Annotated in this window: 21 protein-coding genes; 19 read left to right on the top strand and 2 right to left on the bottom strand. The window is 34.6% G+C overall.

Going from position 1 to position 21451, the window contains the following annotated elements; all coding sequences use genetic code 11:
- Window positions 1–117: 117 nt before the first annotated feature.
- The 15 genes from ACFCYN_RS10630 to ACFCYN_RS10560 all read left to right on the top strand — a co-directional run bounded on the left by ACFCYN_RS10630 (window position 118) and on the right by ACFCYN_RS10560 (window position 15144).
- Window positions 118–441 (top strand): TraR/DksA family transcriptional regulator, encoded by a 324-nt coding sequence (locus ACFCYN_RS10630; RefSeq protein WP_172445290.1) that lies wholly within the window; start codon window positions 118–120, stop codon window positions 439–441.
- Window positions 442–512: 71 nt separating this feature from the next.
- Window positions 513–971, top strand: a complete 459-nt coding sequence (lspA, locus tag ACFCYN_RS10625) for a signal peptidase II (RefSeq protein WP_172445289.1) — start codon at window positions 513–515, stop codon at window positions 969–971.
- Window positions 968–1876, top strand: a complete 909-nt coding sequence (locus ACFCYN_RS10620) for an RluA family pseudouridine synthase (protein ID WP_172445288.1) — start codon at window positions 968–970, stop codon at window positions 1874–1876. Before lspA ends, ACFCYN_RS10620 begins: the two co-directional genes overlap by 4 nt.
- 187 nt (window positions 1877–2063) lie before the next feature.
- The gene (pyrR, locus tag ACFCYN_RS10615) at window positions 2064–2606 is read left to right on the top strand and encodes a bifunctional pyr operon transcriptional regulator/uracil phosphoribosyltransferase PyrR (protein ID WP_097975570.1); all 543 of its coding nucleotides are present in this window, start codon (window positions 2064–2066) and stop codon (window positions 2604–2606) included.
- A gap of 135 nt (window positions 2607–2741) precedes the next feature.
- A complete protein-coding gene (locus tag ACFCYN_RS10610; protein WP_375949234.1) occupies window positions 2742–4046 on the top strand; it encodes a solute carrier family 23 protein in 1305 nt (434 codons plus the stop codon).
- An 82-nt stretch (window positions 4047–4128) separates the two neighbouring features.
- Window positions 4129–5040 (top strand): aspartate carbamoyltransferase catalytic subunit, encoded by a 912-nt coding sequence (locus tag ACFCYN_RS10605; RefSeq protein ID WP_375949195.1) that lies wholly within the window; start codon window positions 4129–4131, stop codon window positions 5038–5040.
- On the top strand, window positions 5024–6310 hold the full coding sequence (locus ACFCYN_RS10600) for a dihydroorotase (RefSeq protein WP_098171286.1): 1287 nt from the start codon (window positions 5024–5026) through the stop codon (window positions 6308–6310). The genes ACFCYN_RS10605 and ACFCYN_RS10600 overlap by 17 nt, the downstream gene beginning before the upstream one ends.
- Window positions 6307–7407 carry a carbamoyl phosphate synthase small subunit gene (locus ACFCYN_RS10595; protein ID WP_098117591.1) on the top strand — a complete coding sequence of 367 codons (1101 nt, stop codon included), beginning with the start codon at window positions 6307–6309 and terminating at the stop codon, window positions 7405–7407. The genes ACFCYN_RS10600 and ACFCYN_RS10595 overlap by 4 nt, the downstream gene beginning before the upstream one ends.
- Complete coding sequence (gene carB / locus ACFCYN_RS10590; RefSeq protein ID WP_172445286.1) at window positions 7392–10604, top strand: carbamoyl-phosphate synthase large subunit; 3213 nt, start codon at window positions 7392–7394, stop codon at window positions 10602–10604. The genes ACFCYN_RS10595 and carB overlap by 16 nt, the downstream gene beginning before the upstream one ends.
- Window positions 10601–11371 (top strand): dihydroorotate dehydrogenase electron transfer subunit, encoded by a 771-nt coding sequence (locus ACFCYN_RS10585; protein WP_098808977.1) that lies wholly within the window; start codon window positions 10601–10603, stop codon window positions 11369–11371. The genes carB and ACFCYN_RS10585 overlap by 4 nt, the downstream gene beginning before the upstream one ends.
- Complete coding sequence (locus ACFCYN_RS10580) at window positions 11368–12309, top strand: dihydroorotate dehydrogenase (protein WP_172445285.1); 942 nt, start codon at window positions 11368–11370, stop codon at window positions 12307–12309. Before ACFCYN_RS10585 ends, ACFCYN_RS10580 begins: the two co-directional genes overlap by 4 nt.
- On the top strand, window positions 12281–12994 hold the full coding sequence (pyrF, locus tag ACFCYN_RS10575) for an orotidine-5'-phosphate decarboxylase (RefSeq protein ID WP_172445284.1): 714 nt from the start codon (window positions 12281–12283) through the stop codon (window positions 12992–12994). The genes ACFCYN_RS10580 and pyrF overlap by 29 nt, the downstream gene beginning before the upstream one ends.
- Window positions 12991–13629: an orotate phosphoribosyltransferase gene (pyrE, locus tag ACFCYN_RS10570; RefSeq protein ID WP_172445283.1), complete on the top strand. Its 639-nt coding sequence runs from the start codon at window positions 12991–12993 to the stop codon at window positions 13627–13629. The genes pyrF and pyrE overlap by 4 nt, the downstream gene beginning before the upstream one ends.
- A 57-nt stretch (window positions 13630–13686) precedes the next feature.
- Window positions 13687–13893, top strand: a complete 207-nt coding sequence (locus ACFCYN_RS10565; protein ID WP_375949191.1) for a hypothetical protein — start codon at window positions 13687–13689, stop codon at window positions 13891–13893.
- Between the two features lie 414 nt (window positions 13894–14307).
- Window positions 14308–15144, top strand: coding sequence for a protein-glutamine gamma-glutamyltransferase (locus ACFCYN_RS10560; RefSeq protein WP_375949189.1), 837 nt, complete (start codon window positions 14308–14310; stop codon window positions 15142–15144).
- Between the two features lie 261 nt (window positions 15145–15405).
- Here the strand turns inward: ACFCYN_RS10560 and ACFCYN_RS10555 are convergent, their stop codons facing one another.
- Entirely contained in the window at window positions 15406–15885 is a 480-nt protein-coding gene (locus tag ACFCYN_RS10555; RefSeq protein WP_172445280.1) for a PaaI family thioesterase, read from the bottom strand.
- A gap of 269 nt (window positions 15886–16154) precedes the next feature.
- Window positions 16155–16517, bottom strand: a complete 363-nt coding sequence (locus tag ACFCYN_RS10550; protein WP_172445279.1) for a Clp protease ClpB — start codon at window positions 16515–16517, stop codon at window positions 16155–16157.
- 380 nt (window positions 16518–16897) lie between these two features.
- Here ACFCYN_RS10550 and ACFCYN_RS10545 point away from each other — a divergent pair, with 380 nt between their 5' ends.
- From ACFCYN_RS10545 to ACFCYN_RS10530, 4 genes are all read left to right on the top strand, one after another.
- A complete protein-coding gene (locus ACFCYN_RS10545; protein WP_375949187.1) occupies window positions 16898–17680 on the top strand; it encodes a class I SAM-dependent methyltransferase in 783 nt (260 codons plus the stop codon).
- Window positions 17681–18324: 644 nt separating this feature from the next.
- The gene (locus ACFCYN_RS10540) at window positions 18325–18870 is read left to right on the top strand and encodes a DUF1572 family protein (protein ID WP_375949185.1); all 546 of its coding nucleotides are present in this window, start codon (window positions 18325–18327) and stop codon (window positions 18868–18870) included.
- Window positions 18871–19312: 442 nt separating this feature from the next.
- A complete protein-coding gene (locus ACFCYN_RS10535; protein WP_375949183.1) occupies window positions 19313–20035 on the top strand; it encodes a YiiX/YebB-like N1pC/P60 family cysteine hydrolase in 723 nt (240 codons plus the stop codon).
- Between the two features lie 64 nt (window positions 20036–20099).
- Window positions 20100–21305, top strand: coding sequence for a hypothetical protein (locus ACFCYN_RS10530; protein WP_375949181.1), 1206 nt, complete (start codon window positions 20100–20102; stop codon window positions 21303–21305).
- Window positions 21306–21451 lie beyond the last annotated feature (146 nt).

The following is a 21451-nucleotide window of genomic DNA, read 5'->3' as shown; positions in this document are numbered from 1 at the left end:
CTTCATTTATTAATGGAAATATCTTTTTCGATTTCCTTTACAGGAAAAAGTTTCACCTATTATCAATTTCAATTTGAGGGAAAAGTATCGGTACATTAATAATTGGGAGTGAAGAAGATGAGGAGCAATGAAATTTTCTATATTAAACAAGAGCTCGAAGTAATTAAAAATGAATTGCTGCATCGTTTATTTTCTGAACCAATAAGCTCTTCGGTAATCGAGTATCATCATTCTATTTATGAAGAGACAAATAAGCATCTTATGCTAGTTGAAGATATGCAAAATGACTTATATGATATTGAGATTGCTTTACAAAAAATCGATAATGGATTGTATGGTTATTGTGAAGTAACTGGGCAACCTATCCCAATTGATAAGTTAAAAATCCTTCCAACAGGTCGAACCTTGGAGGATTTTAGTTTTGTGAGAAATCATTACTAATACTATTCATTGTATAAACGTTTCCCCTATGCTAAAATTTTATGAGATATCTAATAAGGTAGGGGATAAATATGGCATATATTATTGCATTAATTGTCATTTTAATTGATCAGCTGACAAAACTTGCGGTTTTAAAGAAGATGTATTATGGAGAAAATATTGAAATTATTAAAAATTTCTTTTACATAACTTCACATCGCAATCGCGGGGCAGCATGGGGAATGCTCCAAGGTAAAATGGGATTCTTTTATTTAATCACATTAGTTTTTGTAGTAGCGGTGATTTATTTTATTCAAAAGCACGCAAAGGGACATCGTTTCCTAGGTTTGTCGTTAGGACTGGTATTAGGAGGAGCAATCGGTAATTTCATTGATCGTTTCTTTAGAAAAGAAGTAGTTGATTTTATTCATGTTTATATTTTCAATTATGATTTCCCAGTATTTAATATCGCAGATTCAGCTCTTTGTGTAGGAGTTATTTTATTATTTATTATTACTTTATTGGAAGATAAAAGAGGAGTTAAGAAATGACAGTTTTTGCTTTTACAGTTCAAGAGGATCAACATTTAGAAAGAATCGATACATTTATTTCGGCCCAAAATGATGAGTGGTCAAGATCGCAGGTTCAAATATGGTTAAAAGAAGATTTTGTATTAGTGAACGGTGATAAAATTAAACGGAATTATAAAGTAAAACAGGGCGATGAAATATCAGTTTCAGTACCTGATCCAAAGCCATTAGAAGTGATAGCTGAAGATATCCCACTTGAAATTTATTACGAAGATTCTGATGTAATCGTTGTAAATAAACCACGTGGTATGGTTGTGCATCCTGCATTAGGTCATGAAACGGGTACTTTAGTCAATGCGCTAATGTATCATTGTAAAGATTTATCTGGTATTAACGGTATATTAAGACCTGGTATTGTTCATCGAATTGATAAAGATACTTCAGGATTATTAATGGTTGCCAAAAATGATGTAGCTCACGAAAAGCTTGCAGAGCAATTACGTGAAAAAACGACTGTACGTAAATATATTGCAATTGTACATGGTGTTATTCCACATGAGGAAGGCACAATTGATGCACCAATTGGACGAGATAAGAGTGATCGTCAAAGTATGACAGTTACTGATGAAAATAGTAAAGAAGCAGTTACTCATTTTAGAGTTTTAGATCGCTTTGAGGAGTTTACTTTAGTAGAATGTCAGCTTGAAACGGGTCGTACGCATCAAATTCGTGTTCATATGAAGTATATTGGATTCCCATTAGCTGGTGATCCTAAATATGGTCCACGTAAAACGTTAGATATTGATGGTCAAGCTCTACATGCAGCTGTTTTAGGGTTTAAACATCCTAGAACAAATGAGTATTTAGAGTTCTCATCACCTATTCCAAAAGTACTAGAAAATATTATTGAACATTTACGTAGATAACTGTTGACAATCATCGTGATATAGGTCATAATGAGGACAGTTGAATGAACCTTTAACACAACCCCGTGAGGTTGAGAAGGAAGCGGAAAAAATGAAAAGGGATAATTGTATCCTTTTACGCTACCCTCTTGTCCATCGGGCAAGAGGGTTTTTTGCTTCTACAAATTAAAAGTAGGAGGTAAGGTAAATGACTGAAAAAGCAATCATCTTAGACGAACTTGCAATTAGACGTGGTCTAACAAGAATTGCACATGAAATGCTAGAGAATAACAAAGGCATTGAAAACATCGTTTTAGTAGGAATTAAAACAAGAGGTGTTTATCTAGCAAAACGAATTGCAGAACGAATTAAACAAATTGAAGGTAAAGATGTAATCATGGGTGATTTAGATATTACACTTTATCGAGACGATTTATCAACAAAGACAGAAAACAAAGAACCATTAGTGAAAGGTTCAAATGTTCCTGTTGACCTAACAAACAAAAAAGTAATTTTAGTTGATGATGTGCTTTACACAGGTAGAACAGTTCGTGCCGCAATGGACGCTGTTATGGACCTAGGTAGACCGGCACAAATTCAATTAGCAGTACTAGTAGATCGAGGACATCGTGAACTTCCAGTAAGAGCTGACTATGTTGGTAAAAATATTCCAACATCGAGTAATGAAAAAGTAGTCGTAGCTTTAAAGGAAACAGATGACCACGATAAAGTAAGTATATTTGAAAAATAAAAGTCCCTTTTAAATTTGGTCCAGAGAGGCTAACAAAGGGTCTAGTTAGTTGCTGCCTTCTAAGCAACGTATTGGACTCTTTGTGTATAATCACAAAGAGTTTTTTTATTGGGAAAAAATGGAGGAATCAACATGATAAAACAAAAACCTGTACTTGAGATAAATGAAAAACCGAATTTAGGTCAATGGTTTTTCCTGAGTTTACAACATTTATTCGCAATGTTTGGATCTACAGTATTAGCTCCAATCTTAATCGGAATTAATCCTTCAATCGCACTAATATCAAGTGGAATTGGAACGATCGTATTCGTCCTAATCACTAGAGGGAAAGTGCCATCATACCTAGGGTCATCATTCGCTTTCATAGCTCCAATGATCTATGCGAAAACAAATTTAGAACCTGGTGCAGCGTTCGTAGGAGTTTTCATCACAGGTATTATTTACGCAGTCATCGCACTAATCATAAACAAAGTAGGCGTGAAATGGTTGTTCAGAGTATTACCACCAATCGTTGTTGGACCGGTAATCATCGTAATCGGTTTAAGCTTATCATCGGTAGCGGTTGGAATGGCAATGAACGGAGCAGACCATAAATACAGCTCAACATCAATCACAATCGCATTAATTACACTAGCGATCACAATCGTCACAGCATTATTCACAAAAGGTTTCTTATCAGTCATACCAATCTTAGTAGGAATTATCGGTGGATATATAAGTTCAATCTTCTTTGGAGTAGTAGATTTCACAGGAATTGCAAAAGCACATTGGTTAGCAGTACCAGATTTCTCAGTACCATTTGTAAACTACACGCCGCATGTCACATTCCAGCTACTAATCATCTTTGTACCAGTAGCAATCGTGACAATCTCAGAACATATAGGTCACCAAGTAGTACTTGGAAGTGTTGTAAATAAAGACTTAATTAAAGATCCTGGATTAGATAAGTCATTATTCGGAGATGCAGTTTCAACAATGATTGCAGGTCTAATCGGTGGACCTACGACAACAACTTACGGTGAAAACATAGGAGTGCTAGCAATTACAAGAGCATACAGCGTATACCTGTTCATCGGTGCTGCAATCTTCGCCATGGTATTCGGATTCATCGGAAAAATATCAGCAGTGATTAGCTCAATCCCAACACCTGTAATGGGTGGTATCTCAATCCTACTATTCGGAATCATCGCTTCAAGCGGATTGCGAGTACTTGTAGAAAATAAAACAGATTTCTCTAAACAGCGTAACTTAATCATCGCTTCAGTAATCTTAGTACTAGGTATTGGTGGAGCTGCAATACACATTGGTAAGACATTCGCACTAGAAGGAATGGCATTATCAGCTCTAATCGGAGTAGTCTTAAATTTAGTACTACCAGAGAATATTGGTGGCGATCGTAAAATTGAAAAAGATCAAAACGATAATAGCTTAGCTTCATAAATGGCAATTAAGTGGGGCATTCTTACAAAGAATAGAGTGCTCCAGAAATAAAACGGATGAAATTCATTTAGGGGGAAGACGGATGAATCATTTATTAACCATGTCTGATTTAACAATAGAAGAAATTCAAGATTTGCTAAACCAAGCTCAAAACTTTGCAAATGGAGAAATAAGTAGCCTGAAACGTCAGACATTTGTTGCAAATTTGTTTTTTGAGAATAGTACGAGAACTCGCTTTAGTTTTGAAGTAGCACAGAAGAAACTTGGTCTTGAGGTCATTAATTTAGCGGTTGAAAGCTCAAGCATTCAAAAGGGTGAAACTTTATATGACACAGTTAAAACACTTCAAGCAATTGGAGTTGAAGCAGTTGTAATACGTCACACTGAAGACGAGTATTTTCAAGAAATTAAAGATGCGGGAATGCCAATCCTGAATGCCGGCGATGGATGTGGAAATCACCCAACACAATGCTTACTTGACTTACTAACGATCAATCAAGAATTTGGTAGCTTTGAAGGATTAAAAGTAGCAATAGCTGGGGACTTAAGACATTCAAGAGTTGCTCGCTCTAATGCTGAAGCACTAACGAGACTTGGAGCAAAAGTATACTTCGCAAGTCCAGATGAATGGAAAGACGATAAAAATACTTATGGAGCATATAAAAATTTAGATGAATTAGTTGAAGAAGTTGATGTGATGATGCTACTGAGAGTACAGCATGAAAGACATGACGGAAAAACTAATCACATAATGGAAAATTACTTACAAAACCATGGACTAACAATTGAAAGAGAAGCAAAAATGAAACCTAATAGTATCATCATGCATCCAGCTCCATTTAATCGAGATGTAGAAATTGCGAGTGAATTAGTAGAGTGCGAGCGATCAAGAATCTTTAAGCAAATGGAAAATGGTGTATATGTACGAATGGCTGTTTTAAAAAGAGCCTTACCAACAGTATGGGGAGAGATGAAAAATGAAGTACTTGTTTAAAAACGGTGTCATCTTACAAGAAAATGGTGAACTTCTAAATAGAGACGTATTAGTCGTTAATGGAAAAATTTCAGTGATCGCTGAAACAATCGTTGATGAAGATGCAGTACAAATTGAATTAAACGGCAAATTACTTTCAGCCGGTTTAATAGATGTTCATGTTCATCTTCGCGAGCCAGGTGGTGAACATAAGGAGACAATCGAAACAGGTACAAAAGCAGCAGCAAGAGGTGGATTTACATCAATTGCAGCAATGCCAAATACTCGTCCAGTACCAGATACAATCGAACACTTAACAGCTTTAAATAAGAAAATAGAAGAAACAGCAGTTGTAAACGTATTACCATATGCATCAATTACAATACGACAAGCTGGTGAAGAGCAAACAGACTTCGAAGGCTTAAAAGAAAATGGAGCATTTGCATTCACAGATGATGGTGTAGGTGTTCAATCTGCTGAAATGATGTACAAAGCAATGCAAAAAGCTGCAGAGCTAAACGTATCAATCGTTGCACACTGTGAAGAAAACACGCTAATTCAAAAAGGTTGTGTTCACGAAGGCAAGTTTTCAAAAGAAAATGGCTTAAATGGGATCCCTTCAATCTGTGAAAGTGTTCAAATTGCTCGAGATGTTTTACTAGCTGAAGCTACAGGATGTCATTATCATGTTTGCCATATCAGTACAAAAGAATCAGTAAGAGTAGTACGCGATGCTAAACGAGCTGGTATAAATGTAACTGCTGAGGTCTCTCCACACCATTTAATTCTTTGTGAAGATGATATCCCAGGCTTAGATACAAATTTCAAAATGAATCCACCTTTAAGAAGTGCAATCGACAGAGACGCATTAATTGAAGGATTAATGGATGGAACAATCGACATGATTGCAACAGATCATGCACCTCATACAGCTGAGGAAAAAGCACAAGGAATGCAATTAGCACCATTTGGAATTGTAGGATTAGAAACAGCATTTCCATTATTAAACACACACTTTGTTGAAACAGGGAAAATGACATTACAGCAATTAATCAACTTTTTAACAACTAAACCTGCTGAAGTTTTTAACTTAAACAGAGGGAAAATTGAAGTTGGAGCGGTGGCAGACTTAACTGTAATCGACTTAGAGTTAGAAGAGGAAATCGATTCAACAACATTCCTTTCAAAAGGTAAAAACACACCATTTGATGGCTGGAAATGTAAAGGTTGGCCGGTAATGACAATGGTAAATGGCAAATTAGTATATGAAAGAGAGGAATTAACAGTATGATGCGTCAATTAATATTAGAAGACGGTACAGTTTTTGTAGGAGAAGGATTTGGTAGCGAAGTTGAAACAACAGGAGAAATAGTATTTACAACAGGTATGACAGGATATCAAGAAGTATTAACTGACCCATCTTACTGTGGACAAATCGTAACATTCACTTACCCATTAGTAGGTAACTACGGAATTAATTTAGAGGATTTTGAAAGTATCGTACCAGCAGTTCACGGCTTAATTGTAAAGGAATATGCTGAGCACCCATCAAATTTCCGAAACAAAATGAGTTTAGATCAATACTGTAAAGACAAAGGAATCCCGGGTCTAGCAGGAATCGATACACGGATGTTAACGAAAAAGTTACGTGAAGTAGGAACGATGAAAGGAAAGTTCTGCAGCATGGAAGCGAATGTTGATGAAGTAGTTGCAGAATTAGCAAACACACCGTTATTCACAAATCATGTAGAGCGAGTTTCTACACACAAACCATATAGAAGTCCAGGTAGAGGACACCGAGTGGTTTTAGTAGATTTCGGTATGAAACACGGTATCTTAAGAGAATTAACAAATCGTAAATGTGACGTTACAGTTGTACCTTATAACGTATCGGCAAAAGAAATATTCTTACTAGCTCCAGATGGAATTATGCTAAGTAATGGACCTGGAGATCCAAAAGATGTTCAAGTAGCAATCGAAATGATTAAAGAAGTAGTTGGTAAAGTACCATTATTCGGAATTTGCTTAGGTCACCAATTATTCGCTTTAGCAAATGGAGGAAATACTTCAAAACTTAAATTCGGACACCGTGGAGCGAACCATCCAGTTAAGCACTTAGAAACAGGAAAAGTAGCAATCACTTCACAAAACCACGGTTATGCTGTAGAAACAGAGTCAATTGAAGGAACTGACTTAGAAGTAACACATGTTGCATTAAATGATGGAACAGTAGAAGGACTTAAACACAAGAAATATCCAGCTTTCACAGTACAATATCACCCAGAAGCATCACCAGGACCAGAAGATGCAAACTACTTATTTGACGAATTTATTAGCATGATGGAAGCACAGAAGAGAGAGGGGAACTTACAATGCCAAAACGCGTAGACATAAAATCAATCTTAGTAATCGGATCAGGACCAATCATAATCGGTCAAGCAGCAGAATTTGACTATGCTGGAACTCAGGCTTGTCAGGCATTGAAAGAAGAAGGATACAAAGTAATTCTTGTAAACTCAAACCCTGCAACAATTATGACAGATGTACAAACAGCAGATAAAGTATACATCGAGCCACTAACAGTAGATTTCGTTAGTCGAATCATTCGTAAAGAACGCCCAGATGCACTTTTACCGACATTAGGTGGTCAAACAGGACTTAATCTAGCGGTAGAATTAGATAAATCTGGTGTATTAAAAGAGTGTGGAGTAAAAATTTTAGGAACAACTCTAGAAGCGATTAACCGTGCAGAAGACCGCGATCTATTCAGAACGTTAATGAACGACTTAAACGAGCCAGTACCAGAAAGTGTAATCATCCATACTTTAGAAGAAGCATATGACTTCGTAGCAGAAATTGGCTACCCAGTTATCGTAAGACCTGCCTTTACTCTTGGAGGAACAGGTGGAGGAATTTGTAATGATGAAGAAGATTTAAAAGAAATCGTAGCAAGCGGATTAAAAAATAGCCCAGTAACACAATGTTTATTAGAAAAAAGTATCGCTGGTTTCAAAGAAATTGAGTATGAAGTAATGCGAGATGCAAATGACCATGCGATTGTAGTATGTAACATGGAAAACATTGACCCAGTTGGTGTTCATACAGGAGATTCAATCGTAGTAGCTCCATCTCAAACATTAAGTGACCGCGAATATCAAATGCTACGAAATGTATCATTAAAAATCATTCGTGCACTAGGAATCGAAGGTGGATGTAACGTACAGCTTGCACTAGACGCGCATAGCTTCCAATACTATGTAATCGAAGTAAACCCACGTGTATCACGTTCAAGTGCACTAGCTTCAAAAGCTACAGGTTATCCGATTGCAAAATTAGCAGCGAAAATCGCAGTAGGCTTAACACTAGATGAAATGATTAACCCAGTTACTAAGAAAACTTATGCTTGCTTCGAGCCAGCATTAGACTATATCGTATCAAAAATTCCACGTTGGCCATTTGATAAGTTCGAAACTGCAAACCGTCAGTTAGGAACACAAATGAAAGCAACTGGAGAAGTAATGGCGATCGGTAGAACACTTGAAGAGTCATTATTAAAAGCGGTTCGCTCACTAGAATTAGGAGTAAATCACATCGAACTTAACGCAGTAAAAGAACTGTCTAAAGAAGAAAAGATTGCTCGCATGGCTAAAGCTGATGATGAAAGACTATACATCGTTGCTGAAGCAATGAGAACGGGTATGACATTAGAAGAAATACACTCAATTACAAAAATAGATTTCTTCTTCCTACACAAAATTGAAAACATCATTAAAATGGAAAAACAAATTGAAGAAAACCATTTTGAACTAGATGTACTTTTAAAAGCTAAGAAAATGGGCTTCAGTGATGATTACATCGCAGCAAAATGGAATGCAACAAATAAAGAAATTTACGACTTTAGAAAACAAAATCAAATCATTCCAGTATATAAAATGGTTGATACATGTTCTGCTGAGTTTGAATCTACAACTCCATACTTCTATGGAACATATGAAATCGAAAACGAGTCAATCGTAACGGATAAAACAAGTGTAGTAGTACTAGGATCTGGTCCGATTCGAATCGGTCAAGGTATTGAGTTTGACTATGCGACAGTACATTGTGTAAGAGCAATTAAAGAAGCTGGATACGAAGCAATAATCATCAACAACAACCCAGAAACAGTTTCAACTGACTTCAGTATCTCAGACAAACTTTATTTCGAGCCATTAACGATTGAAGATGTAATGCACATTATCGATTTAGAAAAACCAATGGGTGTAGTCGTACAATTCGGTGGTCAAACAGCAATAAATCTAGCAGCTAAGTTAGTAGAACGTGGTGTGAAAATTCTTGGAACTTCACTAGAAGATTTAGATCGTGCAGAAGATCGTGACAAGTTTGAAGAAGCACTTCAAAAGTTAGGTGTACCACAGCCTCTAGGTAAAACAGCAATGACACCTGAAGAAGCAGCGGCAATCGCTGATGAAATTGGTTACCCAGTATTAGTAAGACCATCGTATGTACTAGGTGGACGTGCAATGGAGATTGTATACCACCGTGAAGAGATTCTTCACTATATGCAAAATGCAGTAAAAATTAATCCAGAACATCCAGTACTAGTTGACCGTTACCTAACAGGTAAAGAAATTGAAGTAGATGCAATTTCAGACGGAATCGATGTATACATCCCAGGTATTATGGAGCATATCGAACGAGCTGGAGTTCACTCTGGAGATTCAATCGCAGTATATCCAACACAAAATGTATCAGATGCTGCGAAACAAAAATTAATCGAATACACAATTAAACTAGCAAAAGGCTTAAATATCAAAGGATTACTAAACATCCAGTTTGTTGTAACAGATAAAGATGAAGTATTCGTACTAGAAGTAAACCCAAGATCAAGCCGTACAGTACCTTTCTTAAGTAAAATTACAAATGTACCAATGGCGAATATTGCAACGAAAGTAATTCTTGGTCAAACATTAGCATCATTCGGATATGCAACTGGCTATCATCCTGAAGGAAATGAAGTTTATGTAAAAGCACCAGTGTTCTCTTTCGCTAAACTACGCTCAGTAGATATAACATTAGGCCCTGAAATGAAATCAACTGGAGAAGTAATGGGTAAAGATGTAAGTCTTCAAAAGGCATTATACAAAGCATTAGTAGCTGCTGGAATGCAAATCCCAACTCACGGATCAGTTATCATTACAGTAGCTGATAAAGATAAAGAAGAAGTAGTAGATATCGCAAAACGCTTCCATGAAATTGGATTTACAGTATTCGGTACAGAAGGAACTAAAAATCACTTAGAAAACCACGGTGTACCAGTTAAAGCAGTAAATAAAATTAACGAGCATGAAGACAATATGCTAGACATGATTAAGCGCGGAGATGCACAGTTTGTTATCAACACTTTAACAAAAGGTAAAAAACCAGCTCGTGATGGTTTCAGAATTCGCCGTGAATCAGTTGAAAATGGAGTTGTTTGCTTAACTTCACTAGATACAGCAACTGCGATTCTATCAGTAATTGAAAGCTTAACATTCTCAACTTCTGCTCTAACAAACAAAGAAATGAAGGCTGGCGTATTAGTATGATAAAAAAAGAACTCATGACAATTGTCTCAAACAGAGAAATTGCCCATCAAATTGTCGAAATGACATTAAAAGGTGAACTTGTTCAGGAGATGCACTCTCCTGGGCAGTTCGTCCATATAAAAGTGACTGGTGGACTAACACCACTATTAAGAAGACCAATCAGTATATGTTCGATCGACAAAGAGAAAAGTGAGTTCACGATGATATTCCGCGCAGAAGGTGAAGGAACAAAGCTTTTAAAAGAAGCAAGCGTTGGACAACAGGTTGATGTATTAGGTCCTCTAGGTCAAGGGTATGATGTTGAAACTCTTTCAGAAGGTGATACAGCTCTACTTGTCGGTGGTGGAATTGGAGTACCTCCGATGTATGAACTTTCTAAGCAATTTAAAGCACGTGGTGTAAATGTTATTCATGTACTAGGATTTGCATCAAGCAATGTGGCTTTTTATGAAAAAGAGTTCTCAGAACTAGGTCCAACTTACATGGCAACAGTAGATGGAACTCTAGGTACGAAAGGATTCGTAACAGATGTAATTCGTGAAAAAGGGCTTCAATTTGATCAATACTTTGCATGTGGTCCAACAGTAATGTTAAAGGCATTACAACAGCAATATAAAGGTATGAAGGATGGCTATATATCACTTGAAGAACGCATGGGCTGTGGAATCGGAGCTTGTTTCGCATGTGTATGCCATACTGAAGACGGTTCATATCGTAAAATTTGTAGCGATGGACCAGTATTCCAAGCTGAGGAGGTAGTACTATGATTTCATTACAAACAAAACTTCCTGGCTTAGATTTAAAAAATCCTATTATGCCAGCTTCTGGTTGCTTCGGATTTGGTAGAGAGTTTGCAAATCTATACGATCTAAGCATTCTTGGAGCTATTATGATAAAAGCAACAACGGTTGAAACAAGATACGGAAATGAAACACCTCGTGTAGCTGAAACACAGGCGGGGATGTTAAATGCAATCGGACTTCAAAACCCTGGTTTAGAAAAAGTAATTAACGAAGAATTAAAATGGTTATCAAACTATGATGTACCAATCGTTGCAAATATTGCTGGGTCTACTATCGAAGACTACGTAACAGTTGCAAAAGAAATATCAAAAGTAAGTAATGTAAAAGCATTAGAATTAAACATTTCATGTCCAAATGTAAAATGTGGTGGGATTGCATTTGGAACTGATGCAGCAACAGCGGCAGAAGTGACGAAGAAAGTTAAAGAAGTAAGCGAAGTTCCACTTTATGTAAAATTATCACCTAATGTAACGAATATTGTTGAAATCGCAAAAGCAATTGAAAATGCAGGTGCAGATGGTTTAACAATGATCAATACACTACTAGGTATGAGACTAGATTTAAGAACGGGAAAACCGATTCTTGCAAATAAAACTGGTGGACTATCTGGTCCTGCAATTAAACCAGTAGCGATTCGAATGATTCATGATGTAAGTCAAGTAGTAAACATCCCGATTATCGGAATGGGTGGCGTAATGAACGCTGAAGATGCACTAGAATTTTTCCTAGCGGGAGCAAGTGCAATCGGTGTAGGAACGGCAAACTTTGTTGATCCATTTGCTTGTCCAACAATCATTGAAGAACTACCAGAAGTACTACACAAATATGGATATCAGTCGATTGAAGAATGTATTGGAAGGAGCTGGAAACAACATGTCATCACAAGTGGTCATCGCGCTTGATTTTTCATCAAAAGATGAAGTTATGAATTTTGTAAAAAAATTTCAACAGTCTCTATATGTAAAGGTAGGGATGGAGTTATTTTACAAAGAGGGTCCAGCGATCATTACGGAATTAAAAGAATTAGGACATCAAATCTTCTTAGATTTGAAGCTTCATGATATTCCAAATACAGTAAAACATGCAATGAAAAATATCGCATCTTTAGAAGTAGATATGACGAATGTCCATGCAGCTGGTGGAACAAAAATGATGAAAGCAGCATTAGAAGGACTAGAAGAAGGCACGCCTATCGGCAAAAAAAGACCTTTACTAATTGCTGTAACACAACTTACAAGCACATCAGAAGAGCAAGTAATCCACGAACAAGGACTTTCTTCCTTAAAGGATTCAATTAAACTTTATGCTGCTATTACAGAAGAAAGTGGACTAGATGGTGTAGTCTGCTCTCCACTAGATGTAGAGTTAGTGAAAGCAGCAGTTGAAAGTGAGAACTTTATTACTGTAACACCTGGCATCCGTCTAGCCGATAATAGTGTAGATGATCAAGTACGTGTAACAACTCCAGCGAAAGCTAGACAATTAGGGAGTAGCTATATTGTAGTAGGGCGCAGTATTACAAAAAGCGAAAATCCAGTAGAAGCATATGAAGAAATATTAGCACAATGGGAGGGCGTAACAATATGAAAAAAAATATCGCAGCAAACTTACTAAGCATTGGGGCAGTAAGCCTTCAACCTGAAAATCCATTTACTTGGGCATCAGGAATCAAATCTCCAATCTATTGTGATAATCGCCTAACTCTTGGCTATCCAGAAATTCGCAAAAACATTGCAAAAGGTTTAGTAGAATTAATTCAAACTAAATTTGGTAACGTAGATGTAATCGCGGGAACTGCAACTGCAGGTATTCCTCACGCAGCATGGACAAGTGATTTAATGGAATTACCAATGGTATATGTACGTAGCTCAGCAAAAGGACACGGCAAAGGAAATCAAATCGAAGGCCCTATCCAAGCTGGACAAAAAGTGGTTGTAGTAGAAGATTTAATCTCAACTGGCGGCAGCGTAATTACATGCGTTGATGCACTTCGCGAAGCAGGCTGCGAAGTATTAGGAGTAGTATCAATCTTTACTTACAACCTTCCAGCAGCAGTTGAAAAATTCACTGCAAATGACGTAACATATGACTCACTAACTGACTATGACACTTTAGTTGAAGTAGCAAAAGAACAAGGCTCAATCGAAGAAGAACACGTAGCAAAACTAACAGCATGGAGAAAAAATCCACAAGATGCTAGTTGGATGACTGTAGAAGTTTAATACTTAGAGTAGGGAAGATGACTTTTTTGGAGTCATCTTTTTTTTGTTTGTTTTTTGATGAGAGATTTTAGATCGGCAGAAAGTGCAGATAAAATGGTGGGAGCTGCAATTAAATTTGAGGGGAGTGCAAATAAAAAAAGAGGTGCAAATAAAAAAGGTGAAAGTGTAAATAAAAATATCAAAAGTGCAATTAAAATCGTAAAAACTGCAATTAAAATCGTAAAAACTGCAAACAAAAAATTCATAAGTGCAAATAAGTTCTAGAAAAGCTCGAAGAAATATGAAAATGTTTAATAAACAATGAGTGGAAACAAATAAACAGTAGGAACAGTAATTAAAACTGAACAATCTCACACAAAATGGCACCATTTTTATAATAATTTTAGATTTGAAATTACAAACATAGGTTAAAAAGCAGGTGGTGTCGGTCGAAAGGTAGTTATAAATAAAATAATCTTATTATGTGAACAGAATATGCTTGTTAAACAAGATGATAAAGAACAATTGTGACGTTATTCATGACTAATTTTTCATTGAAGCTTCAATTTATATTTAAATTTGCGCTAAACAAAAAAGTAGCAGCGGGAAAGGTCCACGGCGAATATACACTTCTAAGCGTTGTTTGAATAAGATGGGTGTATATGGAAATTAATACTTGATGTTGAAAAGAGGTATACTATGGATCATTTTTCGGGGACGTCCATTCAACAAACTGACATAGGACCATCAGACAGTTTTGTTAAAATGTTAATTCAAAGGATAAATGAAGATCAGGCGGAACATGAATATCGATCGATTAATGAGTTTGAAAATATTTTGCGAAATAATATCATTTTAAGTGCAAGAGCTATGTATCAAAGCAGGATAAATTTTGCAGTATTTGCAAAATCTCGATGTAATCCAATGTACTGGCAATTAATGGGTACCGGAGGATTTCTATTAAGGCAAGGTGTGAAACCTTCTGACGCAATTAAAGATATTTTCATTAACAGTCCTTATTATGCTTTTGAATGCGCAACGGCAATGGTCATTATCTTTTACAATGCGGTCTTAAATCTTATTGGTGAAAACCTATTTAATCAAATTTTTCAAAACATCTATTTATATGGCTGGCACGCTGATCCTGACTTAGGAATAAGTGCACAATATGCCCCTATTATTCCTGGAGATGTCGTATATTTTAATAATCCAGATTTTTCTTTTCTAACCCCTGAGTGGAGAGGCGAAAATGCCGTTGTTTTAGGAGATGGTACGTTTTTCGGACACGGATTAGGGATCATGCCAGCTGAGCAAATAATTTTTAACCTAAATAGAATGAGAAGACCAGGGGCATTCCGCTCAGCCTACCTGACAAATTCAGTAACGAGACCTAATATTAATCATTTGGCCAAATTATCGAATTGGCAACGAGACTCTTCGTTTAATAAAAAGAAGAGCATAGTAATCCATCATAATGAAAGTTCGATATCATTTGATTATTATAAGTACTTGTTAAATTTGTTTACAAATATTTAATAATAATTTTGTCTATGAATCGACTACTTCGGTGGTCTTTTTTTTATTACTCTAAACTGTTGAATAAAAATAATTTAATTTCAATGGAATTTAGAGGACAAATGAAAAATAGTCTTAAGCATCTATTCGATCAGTGACAATTATTTTTATGAGGAGTTATTTTAGTAAATTAGTTTAACAAGCCACCTTCCTAAATTAAAAAAAGCTAAGAGGACTTCTCTTAGCTTGATCGTATTTGTGGTTTGAAAAGAGTTAGTTTTTTTATTTGATAAATGTACTAGGCATTACAACGAGAACTACCTCTGCGCGAGCACAAAGAATATCATTTGCAAAAAGTTCTGTATGAACTTTCCATCTTTTAGGATGGATTTCTTCGACAGTTCCAATTGCTTTTAGTGGCACATCTTGTGGAGTTGGAGCTACAAATTCCACATTGAGGTTAGCAGTAACAAATCTAGGTGGAATTGATCCATCACCAATTTCATTCCCATTCTTACGGTGTAAAGCAAGTGCGGCAGACCCTGACCCGTGGCAATCAATTAATGAGGCAATTAGACCACCATAAATAAAACCTGGAATTCCTATGTATTTTGATTCAGGTGTAAAGATCGTAACCGTTTTATCACCTTGCCAACCAGTTCGAAGATGGTGACCATCTTTATTTAATCGACCGCATCCATAACACCAAGCGAAATCATCTGGGTAAACATCTTGTATTGCTTTTTCAATTATTTCTTCCATCTTTTATCCTCCTTAATAATGCATAAAGTAAATCAAACGAAATATGAGCGAGGTTTTTGTCATGTTGTACTTTAAATATATATAAGGTCTTTCTAATACACAACGGTTTACTGATAATTCTGCTAATAAATGATAAGATTAGAACTTTAATTTTGGCTTTTAGAGAATTAAAGATTAATAGCTTACTTTATTTACTTTTTTGCGTATTTAAAAACGCAACAGTCTTTTATACACATTTAAGTTTTTTCTTTTTAATCAGCCCTTCAATTTTATGATTCACTTCCAATTGCCTTATACCTTAACCATTTGTCGATTTCACTTTTAATAAATCTTTCTTGGTCATCGATTTTTAAATAAGGTATAAACTGATACGTATCATAGCCGCCACTTTCTGTTGCTTTTGCTTTCGAAATCACATCTTCTTCAATTATTTTGTCAATTGAATCCACACTAATATTTAAATAGTTAGATAGGTCCTTTTTTGTCATTAAGGTATTAGGTGAAATTACTTTTTGTTGTAACAACGTAATATCTTTTACTGTAGTTGTTACAGTATGATTAAAAAGTATTGCAGCTGAAACTATTGATAATCCAATGATTAATGCAGTAAAAATATAAGTTGATTGTTTCATATAAACGCTCCTTTTTTAGTAAAAATAGTCAATAATTGTTAGTTTATTTATAATAATTCTTAGATTTTTTTAATCTAAATTCCTGCTTGATAATAAATATTAATTCCTAGCAATTTAAAAACACGTACAAAATCGCATAAAATAAACCGTTCTGTTACTGTGTTGAACTATTAAATAAAACTAGGTTCTCTTTAATTAAATGGCCGAATAGTAGCATAAAACATTTAATTCCTTATACTATGAAAACCGTTAATTGCTCATCCTCTGTTCACTATTTAGCATTTTAGTTCAATAAAGATTTACTAAATAAAAGAAGGTATTTCTATTACGGTAAGGAATATTATTTAATTCTGTATATGTATAATGGAGGTGTATTTTTTATGAAACTAATTGATCCTACAACTCATACGGATTGGATAACACCACATTCTAAAGAGTGGTATAAGCAGCTTGCTAACTTATATGGAGTATACTCCTATACTTGGGATTCGACACTAACAGAGCCAAACGGAGAGACTAATTTTATAGAAGAAGTTACACAAATGATTGGTAATAAAAGAGTGTTAGATGTTGGATGCGGACACGGGGAAATCACTCTTAATTGTAGCTCAATTGCTAAAGAAATTGTGGGTTTTGATGTAACAGAGGACTTCATTAAAATTGGAAATAAGAACAAAAAACAAAACGTGTTTTTTGTGGTTGGTAATATTAAAGATGGCCTGCCTTTTAAATCAGGTGAATTTGATTGTGCATACAATCGAAAAGGACCTACAACTGCATATCTCGAACTGAATCGTGTGGTAAAAAAAGGTGGGAAAATTCTTGGGCTTCACCCTGGTGATGACTTAGGATCTGAATTACCCTTGTTATTTCCTAATCTATTTGAATCCAAATCTGAAGGAACACCAATTTTAGATAATTTAAAGGAAAAACTTAATCTTGCAAGATATGCTTATTTCGAGATTCAAATTGTGAAAAGTATTGAATTTTTGCATACACCAAATGATGTTTTTAAACTACGGTGTTTTGGACAAAAACCAATAATATATATAAGATTAATTGAAGAAAATTATTCGAAAGTAAATCAAATATTTGAACAAAATGCTACAAAGGATGGGATACCAATTACTTTTTCTTGTTACATCGTAAGAGCAACTGTGTAATTAAACTAATTAGATTCTTTATTTTACTAACTGTTACGACTAATTAGAGATCACCTTAATCGCCTTCTTAGTATGAAACTAACACAATGTACTAGTTATATAAAAGGACATTACACATTTCGTCCAAATAAAATGTGTAATGTCCTATAAATATCTATCACTAAATTTTTACTTGTCTCATTTTTTACTCTTAAGCATTTCTAGTTTCTCGAATATGATCCAAAATAGACTGTTCAACCGTCTCATTGAAATTATTTATTCTAGTATTCAAAATGCATCGATCCAGCTCCACAATAAGGAGCATGTTGTTAAACCTAGAAAAATATAAAATAATAAATTAATTGTATCATTGTATAATAAAATAATAATTGCAGTTAAAGGTAACATGATTGATAAAAACATTGCACTACCATATTTAAAGTCTTCAGTATAGAAACGATGAGCTAAATTCTAATTAATGATGAAGTATTAAAAGAACACAAAAGGTTTATTTCAGTTTACTAACGCTGTTTTATTTATAATAAAATAGGAATTATTAACATTTGGTGAAGGAATAAATCAAAAAATTTGATTTATTAATCAATAAGTTTTTATACTATTCATACAATTAAAGAGTATGAAACTATAGTATTGGAGGGGCAAGTATGTCAATCGCAAAACATTTTCTATCGAATAGTTTAAAAGAATTCCAAGGAATAAAAAAGCTAGGTGATCGTTCTATAGATCAGTTGGATAATGAGGAGCTTCATTGGCATCCATCTAGTGAATCGAATAGTATTTCCATTATTGTTAAGCATTTAAGTGGTAATATGATCTCGAGATTTACAGATTTTCTGACGACAGATGGTGAAAAACCATGGAGAAATCGTGATGTTGAATTTGAGGGCAATTACAAATCTAAAGATGACCTATTAACTAATTGGAATAAAGGGTGGAATGTTGTTTTTAACACACTTGAGAGTTTAAAAGAAGAGGATGTACTAAAAACGGTTAAAATACGTGGTGAAGAACATACCGTATTACAGGCAATACATAGACAAATAAGTCATTACGGATACCATATTGGTCAAATAGTTTATATAGTTAAGTTGATAAAAAATGATGAATTTAAGAGTTTGAGTATTCCAAAAGGAAAGTCTCAAGAATTTTTAGAGCACAAACTGAATGAATCAAAAAAATCTGCGACTTAAGTTGTAGATTTTTTTACGCATTAAGGAAGTATAAGTTGGCAGCAGTGAAGGAAGATCGACATTGTAGCCAATTTTAGGAAAAATATAATTGTAACTACGTCTCTGTCTTCGACTAAAGGCTCGCAAATCGGCGAGTCTTCTTTCTGTTTTAAGCCATTTAAAGGTGAGAAAGAAGTTAGGAAATTTTTTTCTTTAAATAGCTTTATCTTACGCTTTACCTTGTACCCTGTACTAATTATCGGAAGGAGTATGTTTATGCACACTTCAAGAAATTAAAAAGTGTCACAAAAGGGACTAAATTTTAGTAAATTTTAGTAAACTTATCCTTGTATACTATTCTTGTATAGAATTGTGATGAATGATTCGACAGTGAAATTAATAAACAACACATATCACTCTCTATTTCAAATATAGAAAATTATTTGTAAAAGGAGACGTTTAAATGAAAAAATTAATCGGAGTAAGTGTCTTATCAGTTAGTTTAGTCTTAACTGGAACACCTATTAGCTATGCTAATACAAACGATTTACCTTATGTAAATGAAATTTTAGCATTACAACCTGATGTTACAGAAAAAGAATTGTTAAAGGACGTTGAATCCATTTCTAAAAACACTGGTGATACGAAAGAAGCTATATTAGAACAACTTTTTAATGAGCTTAAACAAGACGAAGCTCAGGGGTTGTCAGAAACAAGAAAAGCTAGAGGGGGGAGTGGTGGTACTGTTCAGGTTGGAACAGGAATAAAAGGCCAGATTTACTATACGGCATCACAAACTGCCTACTTAAATCATGGACATGTAGGAATGTATTATAACGCTGAAACTGTAGTCGAATCTGTTCCAAAAGAGGGAGTTCGTGTCAAAGATTACAAAGCTAGATTAGTAGACAAAGGAGATGCACAAGTCAAATCCGTTAACACTACAACTGCTAATCGAAATGCAGCTGCCGATTGGGCATACAGTCGAGTAGGTAAAGATGACTACTCTTACAATTTTGCTAATAACCGTAATACAAGTCATACTGGTGATAAAAATTGTGCAAAGTTAGTATGGTCTGCCTATAAGCTAAAATCAGGATTAGATTTAGATAAAGACAAAGGATTAGGTGTATATCCGAGGGATGTTCGTGATGCAAAAGATACAACGCTAGTCCGTAAAATATAAATTTTATAAGGCGGTAAGTTGAACAGTTTGACTTATTGCCTTTTATTATATCCTAGGAGAAAAAATGAAAATAAAGTATAAATATATCATACTATTTTTAGCTTGCTTCCTTGTTATTTACAGTTGTTATTCTGTTGCTAATAAGATTAGAGTTTCACCATTTATTGTAAAAGAGGAGGCCATTAGAAAGAATAACTTTTTAGATGATAAACAAGCCGTCTTATATTATTCTTCTACTGCGGATCAAGATTTGGATGATAAAGGGATTAGTATCGTGATGTTTGTTGATGATGACGGTGTAGCTAGTGGGTATAAAATGAAAGGATTAGAAAGTGGTAGTATTGCTTTAGGAGAAAAAGGCCTTTTAATAGAGGATAAAGAAACACTACGTTTAATTGGTACTAAATATAAAGAAGTTAAAATGAAGTATCAACATACAGGAGAACACACGGGATATTTAGAAAATCTAAATCTTTATTTTACTATTTTTAATTCAGGTTTTGTAAAAAATGGTTATGCTTCAAATGTATTATATGGAAATGACAAAGGATTTAAAAAAGGAAATATCCCCCATTTTATTTTAACATCGGGTGTAGATAAAAATGAAATACTTATTTTAACAAAGGATATTGAGAAAAATACTTGCCATTTACGTAAAGTTGGTTTCGACGACAACAAACTAACAATAAAAGATTTAATTCAGATTAAAAACCGAAATGGTTATGATAGCTACAGTCATAGCTCACAGATTATTAGTGATGAAAATTATTACTACATGGTACTTGAAGAAAGGAAACAAGGAAATTTGAAGGATGCGAATGAAGTACTAGTTCGAATAAAAAAGAAAACATTAAAGCAAGATATAATCACACTTGTTTCCTATAAAAATAAAACCATCAATCAATTGTCCGCAACAATTCCTTACAGCCTTGATCATTCGATCTATATTTATGGTAATGAGCTTTTCTTCGCAAATGGATTAGGTGATGTTTACACAGTGGGTCTTACTAGTAATATAGTGAAAAAGAAATTTACAATTGAAAATCCACGAAAAGGTCCGTATCGCTATGGAGAACAAACATATTTCAAAAATGATTCAATGTTTGTTGTAAGGTATAGCTCAAAAAAGAAAGTTAAATATTATTTTGAGCAATATTCTTTAGAAACTGGTAAAAAAACAAATGTAGTTCAAATGAATGGAGTAGAGCAAATCTTGTCATCAGTAAAAGGGAAATCAGTTCATTCATACGATTTTCAAATATTGAAATAAAAAAGAAAGATTATTTCATAAATCTACATTGCATATTTAATCAAGTAAATAATAAATTTTAAAATCTACGACTTAAGTTGTAGATTTTTTTTTATGTTTATAAGCTTAATAGAGTATGAAGATTCAGTCTATTTAATGAAGAAATT

It is taken from the genome of Gottfriedia sp. NPDC056225 (assembly GCF_042267765.1).
In the GTDB taxonomy this organism is placed as follows: domain Bacteria; phylum Bacillota; class Bacilli; order Bacillales; family Bacillaceae_G; genus Gottfriedia.
This window is presented reverse-complemented; position numbering and strand designations above follow the sequence as displayed.